The organism is Exiguobacterium sp. s181 (genome assembly GCF_018617125.1).
GTDB lineage: Bacteria > Bacillota > Bacilli > Exiguobacteriales > Exiguobacteriaceae > Exiguobacterium > Exiguobacterium profundum.
Map to the genome: position 1 here is coordinate 892,509 of NZ_JACSJM010000002.1, position 22,064 is coordinate 914,572.

The 22,064-nt window shown below is 46.9% G+C and carries 21 protein-coding genes and 1 riboswitch; of the genes, 8 read left to right on the forward strand and 13 right to left on the reverse strand.

The features are described from left to right. Both KNO70_RS11045 and KNO70_RS11050 read right to left on the reverse strand, forming a co-directional pair. Positions 1-1,017 carry an iron-containing alcohol dehydrogenase gene (locus KNO70_RS11045; protein WP_214812614.1) on the reverse strand — a complete coding sequence of 339 codons (1,017 nt, stop codon included), beginning with the start codon at positions 1,015-1,017 and terminating at the stop codon, positions 1-3. Continuing rightward, positions 1,014-2,189 carry an aminotransferase class I/II-fold pyridoxal phosphate-dependent enzyme gene (locus KNO70_RS11050; protein WP_214812615.1) on the reverse strand — a complete coding sequence of 392 codons (1,176 nt, stop codon included), beginning with the start codon at positions 2,187-2,189 and terminating at the stop codon, positions 1,014-1,016. The genes KNO70_RS11045 and KNO70_RS11050 overlap by 4 nt, the downstream gene beginning before the upstream one ends. 78 nt (positions 2,190-2,267) lie before the next feature. Continuing rightward, positions 2,268-2,367, reverse strand: a riboswitch (SAM riboswitch). 158 nt (positions 2,368-2,525) lie between these two features. On the opposite strand from KNO70_RS11050, the gene KNO70_RS11055 reads away from it, so the two are divergent. From KNO70_RS11055 to KNO70_RS11065, 3 genes are all read left to right on the forward strand, one after another. Then, positions 2,526-3,626, forward strand: a complete 1,101-nt coding sequence (locus KNO70_RS11055; protein WP_214812616.1) for an AI-2E family transporter — start codon at positions 2,526-2,528, stop codon at positions 3,624-3,626. Between the two features lie 269 nt (positions 3,627-3,895). Beyond that, positions 3,896-5,140, forward strand: coding sequence for an MDR family MFS transporter (locus KNO70_RS11060; RefSeq protein ID WP_214812617.1), 1,245 nt, complete (start codon positions 3,896-3,898; stop codon positions 5,138-5,140). Between the two features lie 143 nt (positions 5,141-5,283). Next, on the forward strand, positions 5,284-6,777 hold the full coding sequence (locus KNO70_RS11065; RefSeq protein WP_214812618.1) for a peptide MFS transporter: 1,494 nt from the start codon (positions 5,284-5,286) through the stop codon (positions 6,775-6,777). A 41-nt stretch (positions 6,778-6,818) separates the two neighbouring features. Here the strand turns inward: KNO70_RS11065 and KNO70_RS11070 are convergent, their stop codons facing one another. Continuing rightward, complete coding sequence (locus KNO70_RS11070; protein WP_047795294.1) at positions 6,819-8,114, reverse strand: glutamine synthetase family protein; 1,296 nt, start codon at positions 8,112-8,114, stop codon at positions 6,819-6,821. A 189-nt stretch (positions 8,115-8,303) separates the two neighbouring features. Between KNO70_RS11070 and KNO70_RS11075 the strand changes: the two genes are divergently transcribed. Next, positions 8,304-9,341, forward strand: coding sequence for an SDR family oxidoreductase (locus KNO70_RS11075; protein ID WP_214731534.1), 1,038 nt, complete (start codon positions 8,304-8,306; stop codon positions 9,339-9,341). Between the two features lie 29 nt (positions 9,342-9,370). Here the strand turns inward: KNO70_RS11075 and KNO70_RS11080 are convergent, their stop codons facing one another. Beyond that, complete coding sequence (locus tag KNO70_RS11080) at positions 9,371-9,691, reverse strand: YflT domain-containing protein (RefSeq protein ID WP_078146948.1); 321 nt, start codon at positions 9,689-9,691, stop codon at positions 9,371-9,373. Positions 9,692-9,770: 79 nt separating this feature from the next. Further along, complete coding sequence (locus KNO70_RS11085; RefSeq protein WP_214812619.1) at positions 9,771-9,995, reverse strand: hypothetical protein; 225 nt, start codon at positions 9,993-9,995, stop codon at positions 9,771-9,773. Positions 9,996-10,091: 96 nt separating this feature from the next. Here KNO70_RS11085 and KNO70_RS11090 point away from each other — a divergent pair, with 96 nt between their 5' ends. Together KNO70_RS11090 and KNO70_RS11095 are read left to right on the forward strand one after the other, a co-directional pair. Then, positions 10,092-11,150 carry a GTP pyrophosphokinase gene (locus tag KNO70_RS11090; protein WP_270812121.1) on the forward strand — a complete coding sequence of 353 codons (1,059 nt, stop codon included), beginning with the start codon at positions 10,092-10,094 and terminating at the stop codon, positions 11,148-11,150. 88 nt (positions 11,151-11,238) lie between these two features. Then, on the forward strand, positions 11,239-11,676 hold the full coding sequence (locus KNO70_RS11095; protein ID WP_012726357.1) for a MarR family winged helix-turn-helix transcriptional regulator: 438 nt from the start codon (positions 11,239-11,241) through the stop codon (positions 11,674-11,676). Between the two features lie 87 nt (positions 11,677-11,763). On the opposite strand, the gene KNO70_RS11100 is transcribed toward KNO70_RS11095, so the two are convergent. The 5 genes from KNO70_RS11100 to KNO70_RS11120 all read right to left on the reverse strand — a co-directional run bounded on the left by KNO70_RS11100 (position 11,764) and on the right by KNO70_RS11120 (position 17,184). Next, positions 11,764-12,408 carry a class F sortase gene (locus KNO70_RS11100; RefSeq protein ID WP_251025611.1) on the reverse strand — a complete coding sequence of 215 codons (645 nt, stop codon included), beginning with the start codon at positions 12,406-12,408 and terminating at the stop codon, positions 11,764-11,766. Continuing rightward, on the reverse strand, positions 12,353-13,150 hold the full coding sequence (locus KNO70_RS11105) for a DUF4397 domain-containing protein (RefSeq protein WP_012726359.1): 798 nt from the start codon (positions 13,148-13,150) through the stop codon (positions 12,353-12,355). The genes KNO70_RS11100 and KNO70_RS11105 overlap by 56 nt, the downstream gene beginning before the upstream one ends. 250 nt (positions 13,151-13,400) lie before the next feature. Then, entirely contained in the window at positions 13,401-14,108 is a 708-nt protein-coding gene (locus tag KNO70_RS11110; protein ID WP_078146951.1) for a glycerophosphodiester phosphodiesterase, read from the reverse strand. Further along, complete coding sequence (locus tag KNO70_RS11115) at positions 14,105-15,577, reverse strand: carboxypeptidase M32 (protein WP_078146952.1); 1,473 nt, start codon at positions 15,575-15,577, stop codon at positions 14,105-14,107. Before KNO70_RS11115 ends, KNO70_RS11110 begins: the two co-directional genes overlap by 4 nt. A 74-nt stretch (positions 15,578-15,651) precedes the next feature. After that, positions 15,652-17,184: an FAD-dependent oxidoreductase gene (locus KNO70_RS11120; protein WP_214731539.1), complete on the reverse strand. Its 1,533-nt coding sequence runs from the start codon at positions 17,182-17,184 to the stop codon at positions 15,652-15,654. Between the two features lie 199 nt (positions 17,185-17,383). Between KNO70_RS11120 and KNO70_RS11125 the strand changes: the two genes are divergently transcribed. Together KNO70_RS11125 and putP are read left to right on the forward strand one after the other, a co-directional pair. Beyond that, on the forward strand, positions 17,384-18,355 hold the full coding sequence (locus KNO70_RS11125) for a D-alanyl-D-alanine carboxypeptidase family protein (RefSeq protein ID WP_251030100.1): 972 nt from the start codon (positions 17,384-17,386) through the stop codon (positions 18,353-18,355). Positions 18,356-18,700: 345 nt separating this feature from the next. Next, a complete protein-coding gene (putP, locus tag KNO70_RS11130; RefSeq protein ID WP_078146955.1) occupies positions 18,701-20,182 on the forward strand; it encodes a sodium/proline symporter PutP in 1,482 nt (493 codons plus the stop codon). A gap of 49 nt (positions 20,183-20,231) precedes the next feature. On the opposite strand, the gene KNO70_RS11135 is transcribed toward putP, so the two are convergent. From KNO70_RS11135 to KNO70_RS11145, 3 genes are all read right to left on the reverse strand, one after another. Next, the gene (locus KNO70_RS11135; protein ID WP_078146956.1) at positions 20,232-20,537 is read right to left on the reverse strand and encodes a hypothetical protein; all 306 of its coding nucleotides are present in this window, start codon (positions 20,535-20,537) and stop codon (positions 20,232-20,234) included. Between the two features lie 15 nt (positions 20,538-20,552). Beyond that, positions 20,553-21,107, reverse strand: coding sequence for a hypothetical protein (locus KNO70_RS11140; RefSeq protein WP_214812620.1), 555 nt, complete (start codon positions 21,105-21,107; stop codon positions 20,553-20,555). A gap of 79 nt (positions 21,108-21,186) precedes the next feature. Next, entirely contained in the window at positions 21,187-22,008 is an 822-nt protein-coding gene (locus tag KNO70_RS11145) for a YihY/virulence factor BrkB family protein (protein ID WP_214684210.1), read from the reverse strand. Positions 22,009-22,064: the final 56 nt, after the last annotated feature.

A 22,064-nucleotide genomic window follows, 5' to 3' on the forward strand; every position in this document is an offset into this window, starting at 1 on the left:
TTATTTGTAAACTATTTCTTGAAGATTTCTTAAAATTTCTTTTAATCGTTCAGCATCTTCAACCTTGTGAATGCCTTGAATCGTCATTTCTTCGACGACATAATCGACCAACTCATCGATTTGGTCAAATCGAATCCCAAGTTGGTCAAGTGACGTCGGAGCGGCAATCGCTTGTAGCCAATTCTCGAGGAATGAGGCGTCTTCGGATGAGGTCAATCGTTCTTGAACAATCAGCCCGAAGCCTACCTTGTCCCCGTGCAACCAATGATGCGTCGAATCAAAACGACTGAGTGCGTTATGCACCGCATGGGCGACGGCGACTCGGGTGCCGGCGTCACCGAATCCACCAACGGCACCACCGATGGCGAGGACATGATCGACGATAGATCGGATGTCCGTGCCATAATGGCGAAAATCATCTTCACGAATGGACAAATCCATCAACGCTCCGCATTGCGCCGCAAGTGAGAGCCCCGACTGAATCCCTGCGTCCCTTGATGTTGTTCCGCTAATATATCGAGCCTCGAACCACTTTGCGACCGTATCGATGACACCAGCCTTAAAATAGTCGTAAGGTGAATCACGTAACAGTCGTTCATCCGCGATGACGCGCTCGATGACGACGGGGAACGTATCATATCGTAAATATGTACCGTCTTCTCCATAGATCACGCTGAGCGGGGTGAAGGCGGCACAGTTTGACACAAGTGTCGGAATGACGATGAGCGGTACCGACTGGGTAAATGCAATCCGCTTCGCCGTATCAATCAATTTACCGCCACCGACAGCAATCCAGACGTCAGGTCGATGCGCTTTTAGTCGTTCGACTTCTTCGTCTGAACATTCCCCCTTGAATCGTACGCTCGGAATTTCTGCTAGACGAGGAGACACTCGAATCGCTTCACCGTATCCGTTAAATCCTTTCAAAACGAGTGCATCCCGATTCCCAATCAGTGAGTAAAGTTGATCGAGCGCATCGTTCGAATGGTCGTATTCCAGCACCGCTTGTCGAATCATTGATGGACCTCCTCATAGGCTGCAAACAGTCTCTCAATCCGTTCTACCGCCTCATCAATCTTCTGTTCAGACGACACGAGGCCAAAGCGGATGTGGCGCTCCCCCTCCGTTCCAAAGAAGTAGCCCGGTGTGACGGCGACGCCAGCCTCTTGAAGTAACTTCGTCGAGAATGATTTTGCATCGCCTTCAGGTACTCTCGCCCATACAAAGAAAGAACCTTTCGGTGCCTCAATCTCCCACCCTGCCCGGCGTAACCCGTCAATCAATCGGTTTCGTCTTGTTTCGTAAAGTGAGGCTAGATTGTCACGTAAGTCACGCGGCGATTCTAACGCCACGATGGCCGCCTCTTGAATGGCAGTGAACACGGATACGTGAACATGATCTTGGTACGTATTGATCGCCTCGATGATATCTGCGTTCCCGACTGCGAACGCGACACGCCATCCCGACATGTTGAACGCCTTCGACATCGTATATACCTCAATCCCAATTTCTTTCGCCCCTTCGGCTTGGAGAAAACTTGGCGGGACATGCCCATCAAAGCCAATACTTCCATAGGCGAAGTCATGTACGACCATCAGATTATGGTTTGTAGCGAATTCAACCGTCTCCTCAAAGAAGGCTGGCGTCGCGACAGCGCCGGTCGGATTGCTCGGGTAGTTCAAATACATGAGTCGTGCATGAAGTGGATCGAGCGTGGTGTAATCCGGGAGATAGCCGTGCTCTTCCTTCAACGTCAAATCGATGATGTCCGCTCCGGCGAGACGCGCTCCCGAGATATAATCCGGATAGCCAGGGTTCGGGAGCAAGATGCCTTCACCCGGCTCAAGAAGACACTGAGGCAACGTGATGAGACCCGATTTGCTGCCAATCAAGATCGCCACTTCTCGAGCCGGGTCGAGGTCGACTCCGTATTCACGTTGATAAAATGCGGCCACGGCTTCTTTTAGTCGAGCCTGTCCCCGGAACGGTCCGTATTGATGAGTCGTCGGGTCGGTCAATGCTCGTTCTAGTGCCTCACAGATCGGAGCTGGTGTCGGTAAGTCGGGTGTGCCTTGTCCGAGTCGGATGACGGTCTTACCACTCGCCTCGACTGCCGCGACTTCTTCTGCTAATCCGACAAAGTGTTGTGTCGGTAACGATTTTAATAACTTGGAACGTCTGTCTGCCATGATGGGTCCTCCTCATACGAAAAAACACCCCTTTCTGAGGAAAGGGGTGCTCGATACAGACGTATGTAGTCAACCACCTTTCCATCTCTCAAGGTCACCTTGCTGGAATTAGCACAGTATTTTGCAATCTGTTGCTGAAGCTTCATCGGGCCAGTCCCTCCGCTTCTCTTGATAGAAAGTGTCATTCGCTATGTAATTTTTGTATGTCCCTAAGTTAACCAGACATTCCAAACGGTGTCAAACATTTTTTTCAAAGAGAACATCTATTGAATCCTTTTCAAAAAACATTCATAGTAAAAGAGTAGAAAAATTATATTTGTTTGAGGGGATAGAGCATTGGAGCTTAATCGTCAACTTATTTGGAAACTGAGTGTCATCGGGCTGATCTTGCTCGTCTTATGGCGGGTCATCAGTGAACCGGATACCATCTCACGTGTCTTACAATACACGTTTCAGTTACTGACCCCTATCATCATGGGGATCGCCATCGCCTTGTTACTCAACACCGTACTCTCTTATATTGAAGAACGGTTCCACTTGAAGCGGTATCAAGGACTACTCATCGTCTATATCACGTTCATCGGCATCTTGGCGATTTCGGTCGTCACGTTGTTCCCGCGGATTTACTCGAGTCTGTCATCACTCATCAATGAGTTACCGGTTTATATCCGTCAAATCGACGTTTTTTTAGGTGAAGTGAACAATTACTTGAAAGACTATAACGCGACGATCGCCCAAGCGATTGATTTTGCCCGCTTCGAGGATCGTTACTCTGGATGGGTCGAGACGGCCGTCCTCTCTTCCGTTAATTATGTCTCTAGTTTTACAATGACATTGATCAACTTCTTGATTGGGATTGTCATCTCGATCTATTTGTTAAAGGACAAAGAAGTCTTTGCCCGTATGTTCAAGCGTCTTCTCTATGCGCTTTTACCTGTCGGCACTGCGAAGACGACAATCGATATCTTTCAAGAGATGGATTATATCTTCAAACGATATATTATCGGAAAGTCGCTCGACTGTCTGATCATTGGAGTGCTAGCAGTCATCGGACTTTTGATCATCGGGGCCCCATATGCCCTACTTCTCGGAGTCATCGTTGGTGTCTTAAACTTCATCCCATATGTCGGACCGCTACTCGGGATGATCCCGGCGTTTATCATCACTTATTTCTATGATCCGTTCACCGCCGTCTTGGTACTCTTGTTCATCTTCTTGTTACAGCAGTTTGACGGATTGTGGCTCGGACCGAAGATTCTTGGGGATAGCGTCGGCATCACACCATTTTGGGTCATCACATCGATTATCATCGGGGGCAGCCTGTTCGGCCTCGTCGGGATGTTCGTGAGTGTGCCGATCACGGCCATGATTCAAGTCGTCTTGTCTCGCCTCATCGATTATCGACTGAACCGAAAAAATCTAAACGAATTACTTTGATTCACCTCATAAATTTGTTGACACATTGAGGAAATGTGTCATACATTTGAAGAGAAGAACACAATTAACAGAAAGGAGAGGTTCCCATGTCAGTAGTATCTTCGAAACCATTCACTCAAGTTCATACTGATTGGCAGGCACCTCTTCGATTGATTCATATCTAAGTCGCCTGCCTATCGAGGCATGCATAAACAACGTGGGACGTCGTATGCCTTCATGCATATGACGTCCCTTTTGTGTCTAAAAATTAAATAAAGCAGGTGACCTGTATGTTTCAATCACTCAAGCGGCTCGACCGCAACATTTGGATTCGTTTCTTAGGGGAGACGATTACGGGAATCATGATGTTCATGATCGCCCCATTCCTCGTTCTCTATTATAGTGACCAGTTAGACAGCTACCTTCAAGTCGGAATCATCATGGCGACTGGCCCGATCATGGCGCTCCTCGGTTCGATGATCGGAGGACGGCTAGCAGACATGTATGGTCGAAAACCAATCATGATGATCGCCATCATCGGGGACGCACTTGCCCTCATCGGATTTGCGTTCGCCGACTCGTTCTGGCCGCTCCTTTTATTGAACGCCATGCTCGGACTGACGAACTCGCTCTTCCACCCTGCCGCAAGCGCGATGGTCGCCGATGTCACGGAGCCAGAGCATATGAACGAAGCGTTCGGACTGTTACGGATGGGACATAACATCGGCGCTGCATTCGGTCCACTTCTTGGTAGTGCGGTGCTGTTCATCGACCGCGAGCTCATCTTCTTTGCGGCGGCATTCGTCTTTGGACTATATGCGATTGCGCTCGGCACGTTCATACATGAGTCGTTGCCCGAGTTTACGGAAGATGAGACTCCAAGCAACCGGGAAGTGTTGCGCGTCTTTTATAACGATCGCGTGTTTCTCGTCTTCATCTTTGCGGGTATATTCATATCAATGGGATTCTCCGTCGTCGAGAGCATGCTACCACTCTTTTTAAAAGAATCGCTCCCGACGTATACCGCACAACAGAACCCATTCCCGTATCTGTTAGCACTGAATGGAATCATGGTAGTTCTTTTCCAGTTCCCGATTGCTTCAAAACTCGGGAACAAGCCGTTCGGTAAGGTCATGTTAGCAGGAGCGACCGTATTTGGTATCGGTATGATCTTGCTTGCGATTGTGCCTAGAGCCTTGTTCGCACTCGATACCCCTTACGTGCCACTCGTCGGGATCTTACTCGCCGTATATGCGTTTTATACGTTAGGTGAGATGATTATGTCCCCTGTTCAGCAGACATTCATCGCCTTGATCGCACCGGAGAATATGCGTGGTGCCTATAACGGTGCAGCGAGCATCCAATGGCTGATCGGCGGTGTCACGGCACCAATCATCGCAAGTCTCTTTTTTGACAATCGTGCCGGACACATCGCTTTGATCCTCATCGGTGGAGCGAGTTGTTTATCAGGCATCATCTATTGGCAGCTCGGACGTCATGTCCAAGCGACGGAAGCAAAGCAAAAGACGGCTTAACCGCTCATTGACCACACTCTCTGATTTCGGAAGTGTGGTCTTTTCATTCTTTTCATCTTTATTAAAATTTGAAATTATCATTCAATTCACTTTACAATCATAATAATCCTTTTTATGATAAAACGGTTAAGGAGGGATCTTTCATGGAAAGGATCGATAAACAAACAATCGTGGATAGTGTTCCACAAAAAGGCTTCTTCGGACAACCGAAGGGGTTGTTCACTTTATTCTTCACTGAATTTTGGGAACGTTTCTCGTACTATGGCATGCGGGCAATCCTCGTATTCTATATGTACTATGAAGTCTCTGAGGGAGGACTCGGTCTCGACCGAAACGTCGCACTCTCAATCATGTCCGTATACGGCGCGCTCGTCTATATGTCCGGGGTCATTGGGGGATGGCTTGCAGACCGGATTTTCGGGACGTCTCGCGCGGTATTCTACGGTGGTGTGTTCATCATGCTCGGACACATCGTCCTCTCGATTCCAGGTAGCGTCGTCTTCCTGTTTATCTCCATGGCGTTGATTGTCATTGGTACGGGTTTATTGAAACCAAACGTATCCAGTATCGTCGGAGACATGTATAGCGAGACGGATCGCCGTCGCGACGCTGGATTCAGTATCTTCTACATGGGAATCAACTTGGGTGCGTTCATTTCACCACTCATCGTCGGTCAAGTACAAAAAGACTATGGATTCCACTGGGGCTTTGCGCTCGCAGCCATCGGGATGTTCGTCGGACTCGTCGTCTTCGTATTGACACGCAAGACGAACCTCGGCTTAGCTGGTTCGTATGTACCGAATCCATTGACGCCTGATGAGAAAAAGAAAACGATTAAAATCGTCAGCATTGTCACCATTGGAATCTCTGTTTTACTCGCAATCTTGATTCCACTTGGATGGTTCACGATCAATACGTTCATCTCACTCGTCGGGGTGTTCGGTATCGCGATTCCGACCATCTACTTCATTATCATGTATCGTAGCCCGAAAACGACTGAGGTCGAGCGTTCGCGAATCATCGCCTACATTCCGCTATTCATCGCCTCGGTCATGTTCTGGGCAATCCAAGAGCAGGGCGCAACGATTTTGGCGAGTTATGCTGATACACGAACTGACTTAGAGTTCTTTGGGTTCACGTTGTCACCAGCATGGTTCCAATCACTGAACCCACTGTTCATCATCTTACTGGCACCGGTCTTCGCTTGGTTATGGGTCCGACTTGGTGACCGCGAACCGAGCATTCCGACGAAGTTTGCTTTCGGGATCTTGTTTGCCGGGATCAGTTTCTTGGTCATCCTGCTCCCTGCATACTTCAGTGGTCCAGATGCCCTCGTCAGCCCACTCTGGCTCGTCTTGAGCTATTTCATCGTCGTGTTGGGAGAACTCAGTTTGTCACCGGTCGGTTTGTCGGCCACGACAAAACTCGCTCCAGCTGCCTTCTCGGCTCAAACGATGTCGCTCTGGTTCTTATCAAACGCTGCTGCACAAGGGATCAACGCACAGCTCGTCAAGTTCTACACACCTGAGAATGAGACGCTATACTTCGGGATTATCGGTGGCGTCGCCATCGTCTTAAGCTTGATTCTGTTCGCACTCGCACCAAAAATCAAAGTGTACATGCGTGGAATCCATTAACCATCAAAAACGCCAGCCGATCGAATCGGCTGGCGTCATTTTTATTTTCGCACTTGAATGAGTGACAAGTAGCGATCGATCATATTGTGGTTAAAGTAGTCATGGAAGTTATCTTGTTTCAGTGATTGGATCGATTCATGGAATGTCGCAGGCAGTGATGCGATTCCTTGGCTCTCGATTTGCTTCGCAGAATACTCGAACAAGTCATCCTCGTTCGGAGAAGACGGAACGAGCTGTTGCTCGATTCCTTCAAGTCCCGCATAAATGAGCGCGGCAAGTGCCAAATATGGGTTCGCACTCGGGTCAGGATTTCGGACCTCTACACGAGTCGCACTTCCACGGGAAGCGGGGATTCGAATCATCGAACTGCGGTTCGATGGGCTCCAGCATATATTGACAGGTGCCTCGAATCCAGGAACGAGACGCTCGTATGATTCCGGTAGTGGATTCGTGAAGATTGCTGTGGCACGGGCATGCTTCAAGATTCCCTCGATGAAATGACGCGCCGTTTTCGACAATCCGTAATCCGCATCGACTTCGTCGAACGCGTTGGTCGTCGGATTTCCAGACTCATCATTCTTCCAGACAGAGATGTTCAAGTGCATTCCAGAACCATTCACATCACGCAACGGTTTTGGCAAGAATGAGACGGATGCCCCTTTCTCCTTCGCCGCAATCTTGACGATTTCTTTAAAGAACTGAATGTTATCCGCCGTATGGAGTGCATCATCATACTTGATGCCAATCTCATGTTGCGCAGGAGCGACTTCATGGTGAACAGCCTCAATATTGAACCCGACACCGCTTAGACGGTTCGCGATGTGCTGTCGCACTTCATATCCTTTATCCTCTGAACGTGTCGAGAAATATCCGGCCTCGTCATAAAATTCTCCGTTCTCGTCAAAGATGAAGAATTCCGGCTCTGCCCCAACGAATACCGAGTAGCCATCACGTGCTGCACGTTCAAGTGCATCCTTCAATACATTACGTGGGTCGTATTCATATCGCTCTCCCTCCGGAGTGCATACGTCACAGAAGAATGCCAAAATATTTTCCTCGCCGTCTTGCTCATACCGTGGACGATCTAAATCCGGTCTCAAGAATAAGTCTGAGTTTTTGATGGAAGAGAACCCGTTGATTGAAGAACCGTCAAACATCGTTTTTCCCTCAAAGACTTCAGGCAACAATTTTGCCGAAAGCGTCAAGAGTTTTAAATCACCGAGAACATCTGAGAAATAGAGATGGATTTGGGTGATGTTTTTCTCTTGTACCGTTTTCTCAATATCTTGTTGCTTCTTTTTTGCGTCATCCTTGTCTGTTCCGAATAGATTTGCCATGATTCGTTAAAACCTCACTTCAATAGATTTGACAGGCAAGCTGTCTTTACGCACCGTTCGTACGCTTCTCTATAGTTCATAACCGAGTTCGATTTTTTCTAAACATGGAATTTCAGCAAAGGCAAAGTGGCTACATGCGACAAGAGTTGATATGATGGGTAAAGAATGTCACAGAGAGGGAGAACGCGATTGCATATTTTTATGACTGGTGGAACCGGATTTTTAGGAGGGCGACTCGCCAAGGAATTGATTCAGCGGGGGCATCGCGTCTGCATGTTGGCGCGAACACCGGAGAAGGTACAAGCACAATTCACCGCTGAAGAACAAAAGTCGATTGATGTGTTACCAGGCGACTTGACGTCACATGCGCTCGGTGCTAATGAAGCGTTCATCGAGACATATAGAGGGAAGATTGATTTATTCCTACACATGGCTGCACTCGTCAAATTCGATGAAGAATTGCGCGATGAATTGTTCGAGACCAATTTGACCGGGACGAAAGAGGCCCTTCGCTTGACCAAGCTGATTGACTGCCGTCGCTTTTTCCACGTGAGTACGGCCTACACACTTGGCGCTAAAGAAGTTGGCGGGGAAACACTGTACGACGTGTCGCAATCTTTTTTGAATCCGTATGAAGAAAGCAAGGCACACGCCGAGCAGGCGGTCTGGGAGTCACGGGATGAGCTTGATGTGTCAATCTTCCGACCGGCCATCATCGTCGGAGACTCGAAAACAGGAGAGGCTGACTCAAAATTTACGATGTACGGATATATGCGTGCTCTCGAACTGTTCAAACGGAAATTGGAACGACGTGGGCATGACGTCGAGTCGATTCGATTGATTGGCTCAGCGACAGGTACATCAAACCTTGTCCCTGTCGATTATGTCGCGGATGTACTCCTCGCTGCCATCGAGCATGCGAAGGCGGGTACAATCTATAACGTGACAAACGACGCACCACCAAAAAATGAAACGATGCTCGACTATATGAAAGAGTCGTTAGCATTCCCGCATTTAACAATCACGGAGACACCGACATCGACACTCAGCTCAGTCGAACAGTCGTTCAACGATATGGTGAAAGTATTCAATCCGTATTTAAACCGGGATATCACGTTCCGTGACGACAACACGAAACAATTGCTACAGGATGCTGGATTCGCTCCGCTCCGTCTCGATCAAAAATCGTTACGTCGCATCGTGAATGCCTATTACAAAGCAAAATAAAAAATGGACCGATTTTTCCGGTCCATTTTTTATTTATCGCAAACTAACACGATTTTACCATCTTTGATTTCACGTTCGAGTGAATCCACCATCTCTTTTGTGAGTCCAAGACTCTCCATCTGTTCCATGCGATCTTCTGAATTGCTCGTGAATTTCGAGAGCAACGACTCGAACATTCCTTTTTCCGGAATTCGATATGGTTGTACCCCGGCCTCTGCTGCCAATCGAACGGTCAATTCCTCATCTTTGGCGAACAAATAGATATGCTCATTCACACATCCGCCTGACACCATCTCATTCACTTCATGGTCCACCGTCGTCATATCATTCACTACTCTTGTCTCTAACATGCCCCATCCTCCTCAACGTTCACAGTCATGGTTTTCACTGTTTTTGTTATTCCCGAAAAATGAGGTGATAAACATACAATCAATCCCTTTCTTCGTTCGTGATCCATTCTTCGATGTCGAAATGATGCACGATTCCCTCGATTCGATCGTACTCCCCTTCTCTTTGAGTCCTACCCTCTAATCGAGCGGTCACTACGAACTGGGAATCGACAGTGTGGATACGAGATATGCGATATCCAGCTTGTTGCAACAATCCAGCGATGATCTCGATTTTTTCTCTCTCAACTGAACGGAATGTATGCATCCAGCCCACCTCTTTCTGTTTCGTTCCTTATACATGCTATCATATCGTTTCTAGTGTGTGATGCTATACTATGGATAGAGAAAAGGAGTGAGTTCTGTGCCAAAACAAGACTTGAATACAATCATGCTTGAATATTTGAATGAAAAAGAAGATTATGAAGCGTTTGCCACAAAGTTGAAAGCACTCCTCAGTGAATTGTTGACAGAAGCTGGCATCCAGTTTCATTCAATCGTTGCCCGTGCCAAAGAAGCGGACAGTCTATATGCCAAACTTTCACGCAAACCTTATCAATATCGTTCATTACGAGACGTGCAAGACTTGGCCGGAATACGGATTGTGACATACTTTCATGACGACGTACGAGCCGTCGCGCAAATCTTGGAAGATGAATTCACCATCGATCGTGAACAGTCCATCGACAAGTCGACATTGCTCGATGCCAATGAATTCGGTTATCTTTCCGTTCATTATGTCGTGGAACTGAGTGAGAAACGCCTTGCGCTCGGTGAATATCGCCGTTTCGCAGAAAAAGAAGCGGAAATTCAAGTCCGCTCCATCTTACAACATGCATGGGCAGAGATTGAACATGACCTCGGCTACAAAAATCCGAATGCCGTGCCGCCTGAAATTAAACGAAGTTTCAGCCGGGTCGCCGGACTCTTGGAGATTGCCGACTCCGAGTTCGTGAACATTCGAAAACAATTGCGGACATTCGAACAGGAGACGGTTGAACAGATTCTCGACTCCCCTGAAAAAGTGACCATCACACGTGATAACCTGAATTATTATATCGCAAATGATCAAACGGTTGAGAAGCTAGACAACGCGATTTTCCAGAGCGAATGGTTGCTCGAGACCGATCTCTCTGCCATTGTCGAGTTGACGAGAATGTTCCATTACGCCGATATTCGTACGTTTAAAGATTTGAGCGATACGCTCTCCACTTACTTCACACAGGCAGTTCAGTGTGCGACATTACTTCCATCTTCCCTCTTGCCGAGACAAGGGATGGGTGTCGTTTATGCCGTTCTCGCTAAACTGTTAGCGGAAGGTGATGACCCACAGATTGAATTTTTCTTTAGACGGTTCTATCCGGACTTGAAACATTATGAAGACATCATTCAACAAATTCGGGCAAAAGACGAGCCCCTATAACTTTACAGACAACATGTTTTTAATGTAGAATGTTTCTATGTTCTGAAGTATATATGAATAATATTATCGCCAGGAGGTAGTTTCGAGGATGACAACACCCGTACAGACCGCTTCACGTCGTCAGCTCGTCGCAGACGCTGAACGTGGAATCCGGATGAACTATCGCGGAGTGAAAAAAAATCTCCGTTCGATGTTCTCACAATATTTGACCCGCAATGAATTCTTCATTCTACGTTCTCTTTGTCAACAGAGTCCTCAAATCGCCTCTGCTCTGTCAAATGAGTTTCAATTTTCAGCCTCGATGATCACCGCACTTGCCGATGAGTTGACGAAAAAAGGATTGATCTCTCGCGAACGTAGCGAGCGTGACCGCCGTGTCGTTGAACTTCAGGCAACGGATGAAGGTCGTGAATTGTTTGAGACGCTAGAGAGCATGAAGATTGAATATTTGATGGATGTCTTCACTGATTTTTCAGATGACGAACTCATTTTACTTTCAAAATTATTAGATCGTATGGATGCTTAATCCGACTATAGCCCTTCACCGTAAAGGTGAAGGGCTATTTTTTGCGAAAAAAAGAGATGCGACCCATCGGTCAGCATCTCTTCATCTTTACGTTTCAATCAGGTGTGCCGTGACCACAATCCGGTCCCGATACCCAAGGTTTTCGTCATACGGTCCTGCACAAGTGATCAATTGAATACGCTTTGACTGAGTCGCCGCAAAAATGGAAGCGAGCGGCACTTGGTCGAGGCGATACTGTTTCACACTGACCACTTCATACGTTGCGACTTGGTCTTTCCGTTGGAGCGTCACCAGTTCTCCGATCGGAAGTTGATCCAGATTCGCAAAGATAGCTGGACCATTCAGATCATCTAGATGACCCGATAGGACGACATTCCCCGTTGCGCCTGCTTTGGCTCCGTATTGATACCAACCGACTTGATTCACGTCAGACGGTGTGTCCATTCTTCCAGCCCCATCCTTCCCGACCGCTTCAATCGATGTATCAACATCGATTGAAGCTATGACCAGCCGGGCAGGGACGAAACTGTTCGAATGAAACGTTTGTCGATCGACCTGCTTCGAGGTCAAGACCTGCGGTTCGGCAAATTCAGCCGTTGGCATCACGAACGGTTTGTCAGGAGCTTCCGCTTGAGCGCTCCATACGAGAAATGTGATTGTTCCTAAGAAAATCAGTTTAAGCGTCTTGCTTCTGACGACGAAAGACGTAGAATCCAGCTGCTGCCGCTCCAACCACTGCTGCCGCGAGCAACCAGTTCATTGAAGCTGTTTGAGCAAGACCACCTTGTCCTGTTTCAGGAGCCATTGCCATTTCCCCACCATCAGCAGCGAGAAGGACTTCAAACGCTGGTTCTCCTTCAAGGAGTCCGATTGCGAATGCTGTATAGTTTTTGCCACCTTCAAGTGCAACACCGTCAAGTGCTTTGACGACGTCAGTCGCTCCAGCGGGGCGGACTTCAAGGTCATACGTTCCAGCATCGAGTGTGCCGTAATCACTTACTGCTTTGAACTCGAGGTTTGAGAAGAGTGGGTCGCCACCTTTAGGTGCGACATCAACCGCTGGTGCATCTGGTGCGAAGTGAGCGACACGAACTTTCGATTTACCATCTTCAAAGTTTGCATCGTCTTCCATTGCAGCGATTTCGATGTTTTCAAGTTGACCGATTGCAGCGGCTGTATAGAACTTGCCTGCCTCGATTGAAAGGTCTGCTGCGACGACGACTGTTTCAGCGTCACCTGCCGGCTTGATTTCAACGTTGTAATCGCCTGCAGGAAGTGTCAAGTAGTCTGTGAGATCCTTGAATTCTGCTCCCTCGACCGCGACTTCCCCATCCACGTACACGTCAACTGCCGGTGCATCAGGTGAAGCATGTAGCACACGGACCATCGCGTTTTCATGTCCATCCGCGCTAACCGGTAAGACGAAAGCGAAAGCCAGTGCTAGAGTACCCAGTAAAGACATCAACTTCTTCATGTGAAATTTCCTCCTTTTGATCTTTGGTAACCCACAACGTGCATACAACAAATGTGATGCAGTGCTACATGGTGTGCTACATCTGATTGCTATGTAGCTCGGTGACATCTTAAACTTAAGACAATCCGACAATGACGTAAAGGGGACACTATGCACTGAATGTGCTCCGATATGCTAACGGACGAAAGCGCTACCTTTACATAAAAATCTAGTTCTCTTCCACCCAAATACAAAACCACTTAGTCGGCGACTAAGTGGTTTTGTATGCCCATTCGATATCATTGACAAAGATGGCATCGACTTGAAGCGCCATACAACGTTCAAGTTGATGTTGTGTTTTAATCGTATACGGTCTGATCGGAATCCCTCGACCTTGCAACGAGCGTACTTCTTCGTCTGTGATGCGATCGATGTGTGGGTGGACCGAATCCGCTCCGACGAATCGAAGATATCCGGAAATGTCATAAAGCGGCTGTGCAAGCAGAATGGCCGCTTCGATATCCGGTCTCATCTGTTTCAATCGGTGAATGGTTTCATGATTGAATGAGGAAAAGAGAATGCGGGTCGCATCAATTCCAGCGGATTCAATAGAGTCGATGATGCGAGATTCGATTCCTTCATATCGATGGACATCCGTCTTCACCTCTAAGTTCAAAATGACCGATTCCTCTTTCACCAGTTCGAACAGCTCCTCGAGCGTAGGGATGTGTTCTTCTAGACTATGACGTACCCCGGCATTGAACTGTTTGAGCTCATCATAGGTATAGAGTGAAACTTGCCCTCTTCCGTCGGTTGTCCGTTCGAGCGTCTCGTCATGGATGAGGACGAGGACGCCGTCCTTTGTCATATGGACATCCGTTTCAATCCCATCTGCTCCGGTTTCGAGTGCGAGCCTGAATGCCGACATCGTATTCTCCGGACGATGTGCCATCACGCCACGATGTGCAAATCGTTTCATTTGGCAACTGTTTGATATTTCTTCGTCAAATATCGAACGAGCGGTTGGACCGAAATCGCTTGACCCGTCACTTGTTGAATGAGTTCGTTCGGGGTGAGACGTTTTCCATATTGATGAACGTTCTCCTGTAGCCACGCTTTGACCGGTTCAATTTCACCTTCTGCAATCAACGTCTCGAATTCCGGAAGAGCTGATTTCAACGTTTCCGTCAATTGGGCCGCATAAATCAATCCGAGGGCATAGCTCGGGAAGTATCCAAACGAACCGCCTGCCCAATGGACGTCTTGGAGGACTCCTTTGGCATTCGACGGGACATCGAGTCCGAGATACTCTTTATACTTTTCATTCCATGCCGCAGGAAGCTCATCGACGGACAACGTCCCTTGGATGAGTGCCTTCTCGAGCTCATAGCGGATGATGATGTGTAGACTGTATGTCAATTCGTCAGCCTCGATCCGAATCAGAGATGATTTCGCTTCATTCACACCTCGATAGAAAGTGTCGAAGTCGATTGCAGCGTATGCCGGATGAAGCGATTGTAGTTTCGGATAGACGCGACGCAAGAACGCTTCGCTTCGTCCGATGAAGTTCTCAAAGAAGAGCGACTGGGACTCATGAATCCCCATCGACGCACCGCCACCTAGCCCGAGTTCATCGAGCATCGGGTCGATTTGCTGCTCATACGTCGCGTGACCCGCTTCATGCATCGTACCGAACAGTGCATTTCTGAAATCTGCTTCATCATACTTCGTCGTAATCCGGACGTCGCGGCGGTTGATGGTGATTTCGAACGGATGTACTGTCGCATCCAATCGACCACGTGATAAATCGTAAGCGACGACATTCATCCAGTCATGACAAATGGTTTCTTGAACATCCGCCGGCATCGACCAGTCCAGAGAGAGCGATTCTTTTGGGAGCTGCTGGATGAGAGGAACAAGTTCGTCTCGGAGCGAGGCGAACAATTCGTCTAAGAGCTCGACCGTCATGCCCGGTTCGAAATCATAGAGCAATGCATCGTACGGATGTTTCTCATAGCCGAAATATTCCGCAAATTTTTGCTGGAATTCGATAATCTGTTTAAGGTATGGAGCGAACATGTCCCAGTCGTCCTGTTCTTTCGCCTTTTCCCATGCCGTCTCGGCTTCCGAAACGAGTGTTACATATGCTTGATATTCATTGTGTGGAATCTTGGCATTCCGTTCGTATTGCGTCTTCGCGATTTCAAGTGACCGCGCCTCGACGTCAGATAAATCCTTTTCATCTGCCATCCGTTCTAGTAAAGAAGCGAACGACTCACTCGTCTGTCGTTTGAACGCCTCAGTCGATAAATAACCGATCGTTTCTGCCCGAAGCGGTGCCGACTGTTCCGGCATTTGTGTACGCATGTCCCAATACAAGAGCGAGATCGCCTCATCGAAGGAACGCAGTTGCTTAAAATGTTCACGCCATTCTTTTGTAACTTCCATCTGTCTTTCACCCCTATGTGTTATTCTGTTCCCTTTCTACTTTATTATAGATGTCAACCTTTGCCTACACCAGTTTACAAATCTTCTCGCTTGCTGTAGGAAAGTGGTTTTGTGGCAGGACCTTCTAAGACGTTGCCTTTTGCATCGAAACGAGAGCCGTGGCATGGACAATCCCATGACCGCTCGGCATTGTTCCATTTCACTGTACAGCCGAGGTGCGTACAGGTCAGGTTGACGACATGGCATTGGTTATCCAAATCTCGATAAACGCCACTCGTCTTGCCATCAACTTGCACGACCCCACCCTCGTCTAGCTGTAGGTCTTTTACATCTTTTCGTTCAAATAGCCGATCGACTGTCCCTTTCGCAAATTGAGTGGCAGTATCTAAGTTCGTTTTAAGAAATGCACTGATATCACTAGATTTAACCGTTTGACGGAGCGGTGAGACCAGATTGACGAATCGGTTCGGACGACCTGTGAGTTGATCCGCGAGCAAGGTGCCGGCAGCGATTCCGTTCGTCATCCCCCATTTCGAAAATCCAGTCGCCACAAAGAGATCTGGTTCTCTCTTGAACATTTGCCCTACGTAAGGAAGTCCGTCTAAGGTGATAAGATCTTGAGATGACCACCGATAGGATGCCCGATTCGTTTCGAAATGTGCCTGGGCATCATGCTCTAATCGATCATATCGGCTACGCGTGTCAGTGACTTGCCCCGCCGTATGCCCTTCACCGCCAACTAGTAAATAGGTCTTTCCGTTTTCCTCATAGGACCGAAACGAGCGTTTGCGCTCTCCTACCTCTAAGTACATCCCTTTAAGTGGTCGACTCAGCGATTCACAGGCGACAATATACGATCGCTCAACAGAAAATTTCGACACATATAACCCGCGCAGGTCATTGAATGGATAATGGGTCGCAATCACGACTTGATTTCCTTGTACTCTTCTACCGGTAGAAGTAGTGACTACAGGACGCGGTCCTTGACTCACTTCCGTCGCTCTAGAGTTTTCATAAATCTTCCCACCGTGTTGAACAAAACGATTCGCTAATTCACGTAGATATTTCATGGGGTGGAATTGGGCTTGGTTATGAATCACCAACGCCTGCTCGATTGAAAACGGGAGCGCTTTTCTCACTTCTTCCGTCGCTTCTCCCCCGTCAATCTTTAAGCGACGATACGCATCCAGTTCTTTCGTAAGTTCTTCGTTCGGTTCCCTAGAATAAAGAAACGATTGTTCATTCGCGTAATCGCAGTCAAACCCTTCCTTGATTTGATTTTTCAAATAGACGAGCGCTTCTGAGTTGAACTCGTAATATAAACGCGCGATGGATTCATCAAAATGACGAATCAACTTATGATAAATCGTCCCATGTTGAACGGAACATTTTGCCGTTGTATGTCCCGTCGTCCCATGTCCAATCTCTAATGCTTCTAAAAGCGTCACTTGCCTCCCTCGTTTTTGGAGTTCATAGGCGCAGACGAGTCCGGCAATCCCTGCCCCGATGACGACGACTTCGGTCGATTCCGAAACGGAAAGGGATGGGTACGGCGTCCCAGTATCATGTTGACGCCAAATGGAGTTCGTGAACGGATAACGATGCATAACGCATTCTCCTCTCAAAAAGTGACATCTTTACCCTTATACCCGAAACACAATTCTTTCACCGCCGATCAATCATTGACCTAGTTCTTTATTTTATCAGCGAAAAAAATAAGCGTTTTCTATTATGTTTATAGAGTAACCAAAAAAGGAGGGACTTTTGTTGACCCGTAGAAGGAGACACCGAAGAAGAACGTACATCATGCGAAGAATGATTGCCGCGGTCGTTCTACTCGGAATCATCGCACTGATCCCGACGTTGGTCGGATTTAAACAAGATAAAGAAGCACCGACATTAGCAGAAGCGTCCACACCAAAAGCTGAACCGATGAAGATAGGTCCGCTTTTCCCGGATATCGACATGGGTTCATGGAGTCCGAGTGAGACGAAGATGATTTCGGATGAGGAAATCTCTGTTGGTGCACTAACTTTCGTCAATGTGACCAAACAAGAGATATTAATCGATAAAAACGCCAATGATCGTGTGTTTCCAGCCAGTACGACCAAATTGATGACGGCACTGCTTGCTTATGAGAAGGCATCTGCAGCGAATGAACTCGACCAACCAATCATTACGATTCAACAGTCGACACTCGATATTCCATGGGACAGCCATATCGCGCATCTTGCCATCGGGGATACATTGACAGTTCGTCAAGCACTTTACGCCACGCTACTTGAATCCGGAAACGATGCTGCGAACAGCCTTGCGGAATACACGAGCGGGTCGACCGAGGCCTTCGTTCAATTGATGAATGATCGAGCAAAGGTTTTAGGATTGACTGGAACGCATTTCGTAAATGCGCATGGCTACTCGGATCCGAATCATTATACGACGGCGAACGACATGGCTAAAATCGCCTTCGCATTCAGTACATACCCGGAGTTGATTGAAATTGCCGGGACTTATGAATTTAAAGCCGAATTTAAAGATAAAGACGGTAACGGCAAGCGTCGTTGGTGGTATCACCTCGGTTCATCCGTCAATGAACGAAGTGTCAACTACTCGAAGTTTGTGACCGCCACGAAGACGGGTTATACGGACGAATCCGGATATACGATGGTATTCATCATGAAACATAATGGCGAAACATATATCTTGGTTACGATGCAGGCGAAATCTGGACAAACGTTCCCGACGATGCGACTTGTTGAAGAAAAAGCATTCAAATAAGGAACTCAAGAGCATTTAAAGATGCTCTTTTTCTTATGATTAAAAATATGTTTTCTGAAAATTTTCCCATAAATATTACATTCATGTTACACAGGAAAGTCCTCAGCATTTCAAATATTCAGAATATTTAAACTTTTTATTTGAAAATTTTAGCCTTCATCCGTTGGTATAATGGGCTTTAGAGCCGATTTTATGAAAAAGTGTAAGTTTGCAATCATTTCAAAGGTTCTGTAAGGTAAAGCACAAGTTCGCATTTTCAACTTTTGTTTTTAACTGTGTGATGTCTTCACACAATCGCGAACGAGTTGATTAAATAGATCTTTTAACTTAATAGGAGGTAATTCAATGCTATGGCAAGAATGGGTATCAATCGCGCTTTATCTCGTGATGATGCTTCTTATCGGATACGTTGCTTATAAACGAACGACCGATTCATCAGATTATATGTTAGGTGGCCGTAAAATGGGGCCAGGTGTTACAGCCATGTCAGCCGGAGCTTCGGATATGAGTGGTTGGATGTTAATGGGACTACCGGGTGCAATGTATGCAACTGGACTATCAGCAATTTGGTTAGCCGTTGGATTGGTCATCGGAGCTTACTTGAACTACTTGTTAGTTGCTCCACGACTTCGCGTCTTCACAGAGATGGCGAACGATTCGATTACGATTCCAGATTTCTTAGAGAATCGGTTCCGAGATCACTCGAACTGGCTACGGATCCTTTCTGCATCCGTCATCATCATCTTCTTCACGTTCTACACGTCAGCTGGGCTTGTATCCGGCGGGAAGTTGTTTGAAAGCTCATTCGGATTAAATTATCAGACAGGTGTCATTGTCACAATTAGTGTCGTCATCTTATACACCCTCTTCGGTGGATTCACGGCAGTTAGTTGGACGGACTTCGCACAAGGTGTCATCATGTTCTTGGCGCTCGTGCTCGTACCATTCGTCGCTTTAACAGATATCGGTGGAGTAGACACTGCTGTCAACTCTGCAACGACAATCAATGCCGATTTGTTCGACCTCTTCAAAGGGACGACGACACTCGGGATTATCGGTCTCCTCGCTTGGGGACTTGGTTACTTCGGTCAGCCACACATCATTGTTCGATTTATGGCAATCCGTGATGTGAAATCATTGAAAACGGCTCGTCGTATCGGGATGAGCTGGATGACAGTATCTATCATCGGTGCCGTCATGACAGGGTTCGTCGGAATCGCTTATTTCCGAGGACAAGGAAATCCACTCGGGGACCCGGAAACAGTCTTCATTCAATTCTCTGAAGTCTTGTTCCACCCGTTCATCACTGGTTTCTTATTGGCAGCCATCCTTGCTGCGGTCATGTCGACGGTATCGTCGCAATTGCTCGTCACATCATCTGCATTGACAGAAGACTTCTATCGTAAATTCTTCAACAAAGATGCAAGTGAGAAGACGATGGTCCTTGCCGGACGTGTTGGTGTCTTGCTAGTAGGAGTTGTAGCGACGCTCATGTCACTCAACCCATCAAGTACAATCCTCACACTCGTCGGATATGCATGGGCTGGATTCGGTTCTGCATTTGGACCAGCAATCCTCTTGTCACTTTACTGGAGCAAGATGACGCGTCAAGGTGCCCTCGCTGGTATCCTCGTCGGTGCCATTACCGTCATTCTCTGGATCGTCACTGGACTTTCGACAGTCCTTTATGAAATGGTACCTGGCTTCTTCTTGAGTATGTTGGCAATCGTGCTTGTCAGTAACTTTACTAGCCAGAAAGAACAAAAACGTATCAACCGTGAATTCGGTGAAATGGAAGCTGAATTGGCAGCTGCGAAGAAAGAGTAACGATTCACACAAAAACTCGGTTCCCTATAAAGGGACCGAGTTTTTTGTTTTACATCGATGCTGCGATTAACCAGACACGAATCACAAACGGTACGAGAACCAACACGAACATTGCGTTTCGCATCCACCGATTTCGGTTCCAATAGTACGCCATTAGTACGAACGGATGCAATGCGACCAATTCGTATGGATTGAACCAAAACCATGTGAGAATCAGTACGATTAAGAAGTACAATACTGATTTTTCTTTCGACGTTCGGTATTCACGCCACATATCATAGGCGCCTTTAAAGAAAGCGATGAATGTTGCAATCCAGAATACGATGACAATCACATTATCAAATCCACTAAACAACTGAGTAACCACCTTTTAGGAAGGATTTTCTACATAAAAACCGCCCCAGTAAATATGACGGTACGTAAACTCTTTTCCACTTTCTACAGTAATCACAATTTCATCTTCCGTCAACACGAGGACATGAACCGGTACCTCACCCTGGCGAAGCATCGGGCTAAATAATTGAAACTGTTTGTTTAACCATTTGCGCTCTGAAAAGTTTTGATAGTGATGTAGAGAAAGCATCGGATGGCTCAAGTATGCAGCTCCAACTATCGCGACAGCGATCGGTGGCGCGCCGATTTCCATCATGAACGAGAAGACGAGAACAAGTGATAGCACGCCATACGCGAACTCTACTAATTCCATGAGAGATGCCCGACTGGCTATCACATACTGAATTACACGAAACATGAGATACAAGATGATACTGACAATCAAGTACTCAGAGAATGGCGTATGGCGGAACGAGACGTCTAAATAGAACAAGACAGGTAACAGTAGGATCCATTTCCATAGATGTAAGGCGAGGTAAAACAATGATTGATCGATGAAACGACGATTGTGTACGAGCCGTTGCATATCCATGTTTCCCACCTCCGCTTAGATGATGTGACCTTACGTTACCATTCCCTATTCTTTCGAATGATAACTAGCAATTACACGTCTAACGAAGTTTTTCTTTCCTCTCGATTAACGTCGCATTCAACAGCCCACCAAGCAAGATGACAGAGGCAGCGAGATAAAACCAAATCAATAAGACGATGAACGCACCGAGTTGACCATAAAACTGTTCATAGTTTGCGAATTGTGAATAGTAACTAAACACGTTCGAGACGAGCAGAATCCCTACTGTTGCAAAAGCGGCTCCGGCCCAACTATTTTTAAATGTTCCGGACACACTTGGCAACCACTTATATACAAATACGAATACAGTGAATAGAAGACCTGTTCCGATGATCCATCTGAAGTAAAACCAAATCTGCGCATATGTCGTGACAATCTCATCGATGAACAACACGTATGAAGAGATTTCTCGAAGTGCCGTCTCAATCACAGGAACGAGTAATGAGAACGGCAAAACAAACATCAGCGCCAAAGTGATGGCGATATCCTGTAAGACACCCCTCCAGAAGGCTTTATTGCGAACGGCCCGGTAGGCATCGTTCAATGCTCGCACGAGAGATTGTACGGCCATCGATGAGATCCAGAGTGCTGGTAAGATACTGAATGATGCCAATTTCAATTTGGAGTTGTCGAATACGGCTTCAATGTTCCCTTCTAATAGCTTGTAACTCGCTTCCGGCATAATGAGTGATAACGCTTGAATCACATCGCCACTCGTAAACGGTAAAAATCCAACAATCCCTAATACGAATAATAAGAACGGGAACGTGGATAAAATGAAATAATAGGCTAACATGGCCGCTTGATCAAAAAATCGTTCCGTAAAAAATCGCTTGACGACTGTCAAAAATACTTGTTTCATCGATACTCTCTACTTTCTTTTAATAAAATAATAGCGGTATTTGAAATAAATAATTT

Coding starts and splice junctions, on each gene's coding strand:
- KNO70_RS11045 (WP_214812614.1), bottom strand. CDS start 1,017: ATGATTCGACAAGCGGTGCTGGAATACGACCATTCGAACGATGCGCTC.
- KNO70_RS11050 (WP_214812615.1), bottom strand. CDS start 2,189: ATGGCAGACAGACGTTCCAAGTTATTAAAATCGTTACCGACACAACAC.
- KNO70_RS11060 (WP_214812617.1), top strand. CDS start 3,896: ATGTTTCAATCACTCAAGCGGCTCGACCGCAACATTTGGATTCGTTTC.
- KNO70_RS11065 (WP_214812618.1), top strand. CDS start 5,284: ATGGAAAGGATCGATAAACAAACAATCGTGGATAGTGTTCCACAAAAA.
- KNO70_RS11070 (WP_047795294.1), bottom strand. CDS start 8,114: ATGGCAAATCTATTCGGAACAGACAAGGATGACGCAAAAAAGAAGCAA.
- KNO70_RS11080 (WP_078146948.1), bottom strand. CDS start 9,691: ATGTTAGAGACAAGAGTAGTGAATGATATGACGACGGTGGACCATGAA.
- KNO70_RS11085 (WP_214812619.1), bottom strand. CDS start 9,995: ATGCATACATTCCGTTCAGTTGAGAGAGAAAAAATCGAGATCATCGCT.
- KNO70_RS11095 (WP_012726357.1), top strand. CDS start 11,239: ATGACAACACCCGTACAGACCGCTTCACGTCGTCAGCTCGTCGCAGAC.
- KNO70_RS11105 (WP_012726359.1), bottom strand. CDS start 13,150: ATGAAGAAGTTGATGTCTTTACTGGGTACTCTAGCACTGGCTTTCGCT.
- KNO70_RS11110 (WP_078146951.1), bottom strand. CDS start 14,108: ATGAAACGATTTGCACATCGTGGCGTGATGGCACATCGTCCGGAGAAT.
- KNO70_RS11115 (WP_078146952.1), bottom strand. CDS start 15,577: ATGGAAGTTACAAAAGAATGGCGTGAACATTTTAAGCAACTGCGTTCC.
- KNO70_RS11120 (WP_214731539.1), bottom strand. CDS start 17,184: ATGCATCGTTATCCGTTCACGAACTCCATTTGGCGTCAACATGATACT.
- KNO70_RS11125 (WP_251030100.1), top strand. CDS start 17,384: ATGCGAAGAATGATTGCCGCGGTCGTTCTACTCGGAATCATCGCACTG.
- putP (WP_078146955.1), top strand. CDS start 18,701: ATGCTATGGCAAGAATGGGTATCAATCGCGCTTTATCTCGTGATGATG.
- KNO70_RS11140 (WP_214812620.1), bottom strand. CDS start 21,107: ATGGATATGCAACGGCTCGTACACAATCGTCGTTTCATCGATCAATCA.
- KNO70_RS11145 (WP_214684210.1), bottom strand. CDS start 22,008: ATGAAACAAGTATTTTTGACAGTCGTCAAGCGATTTTTTACGGAACGA.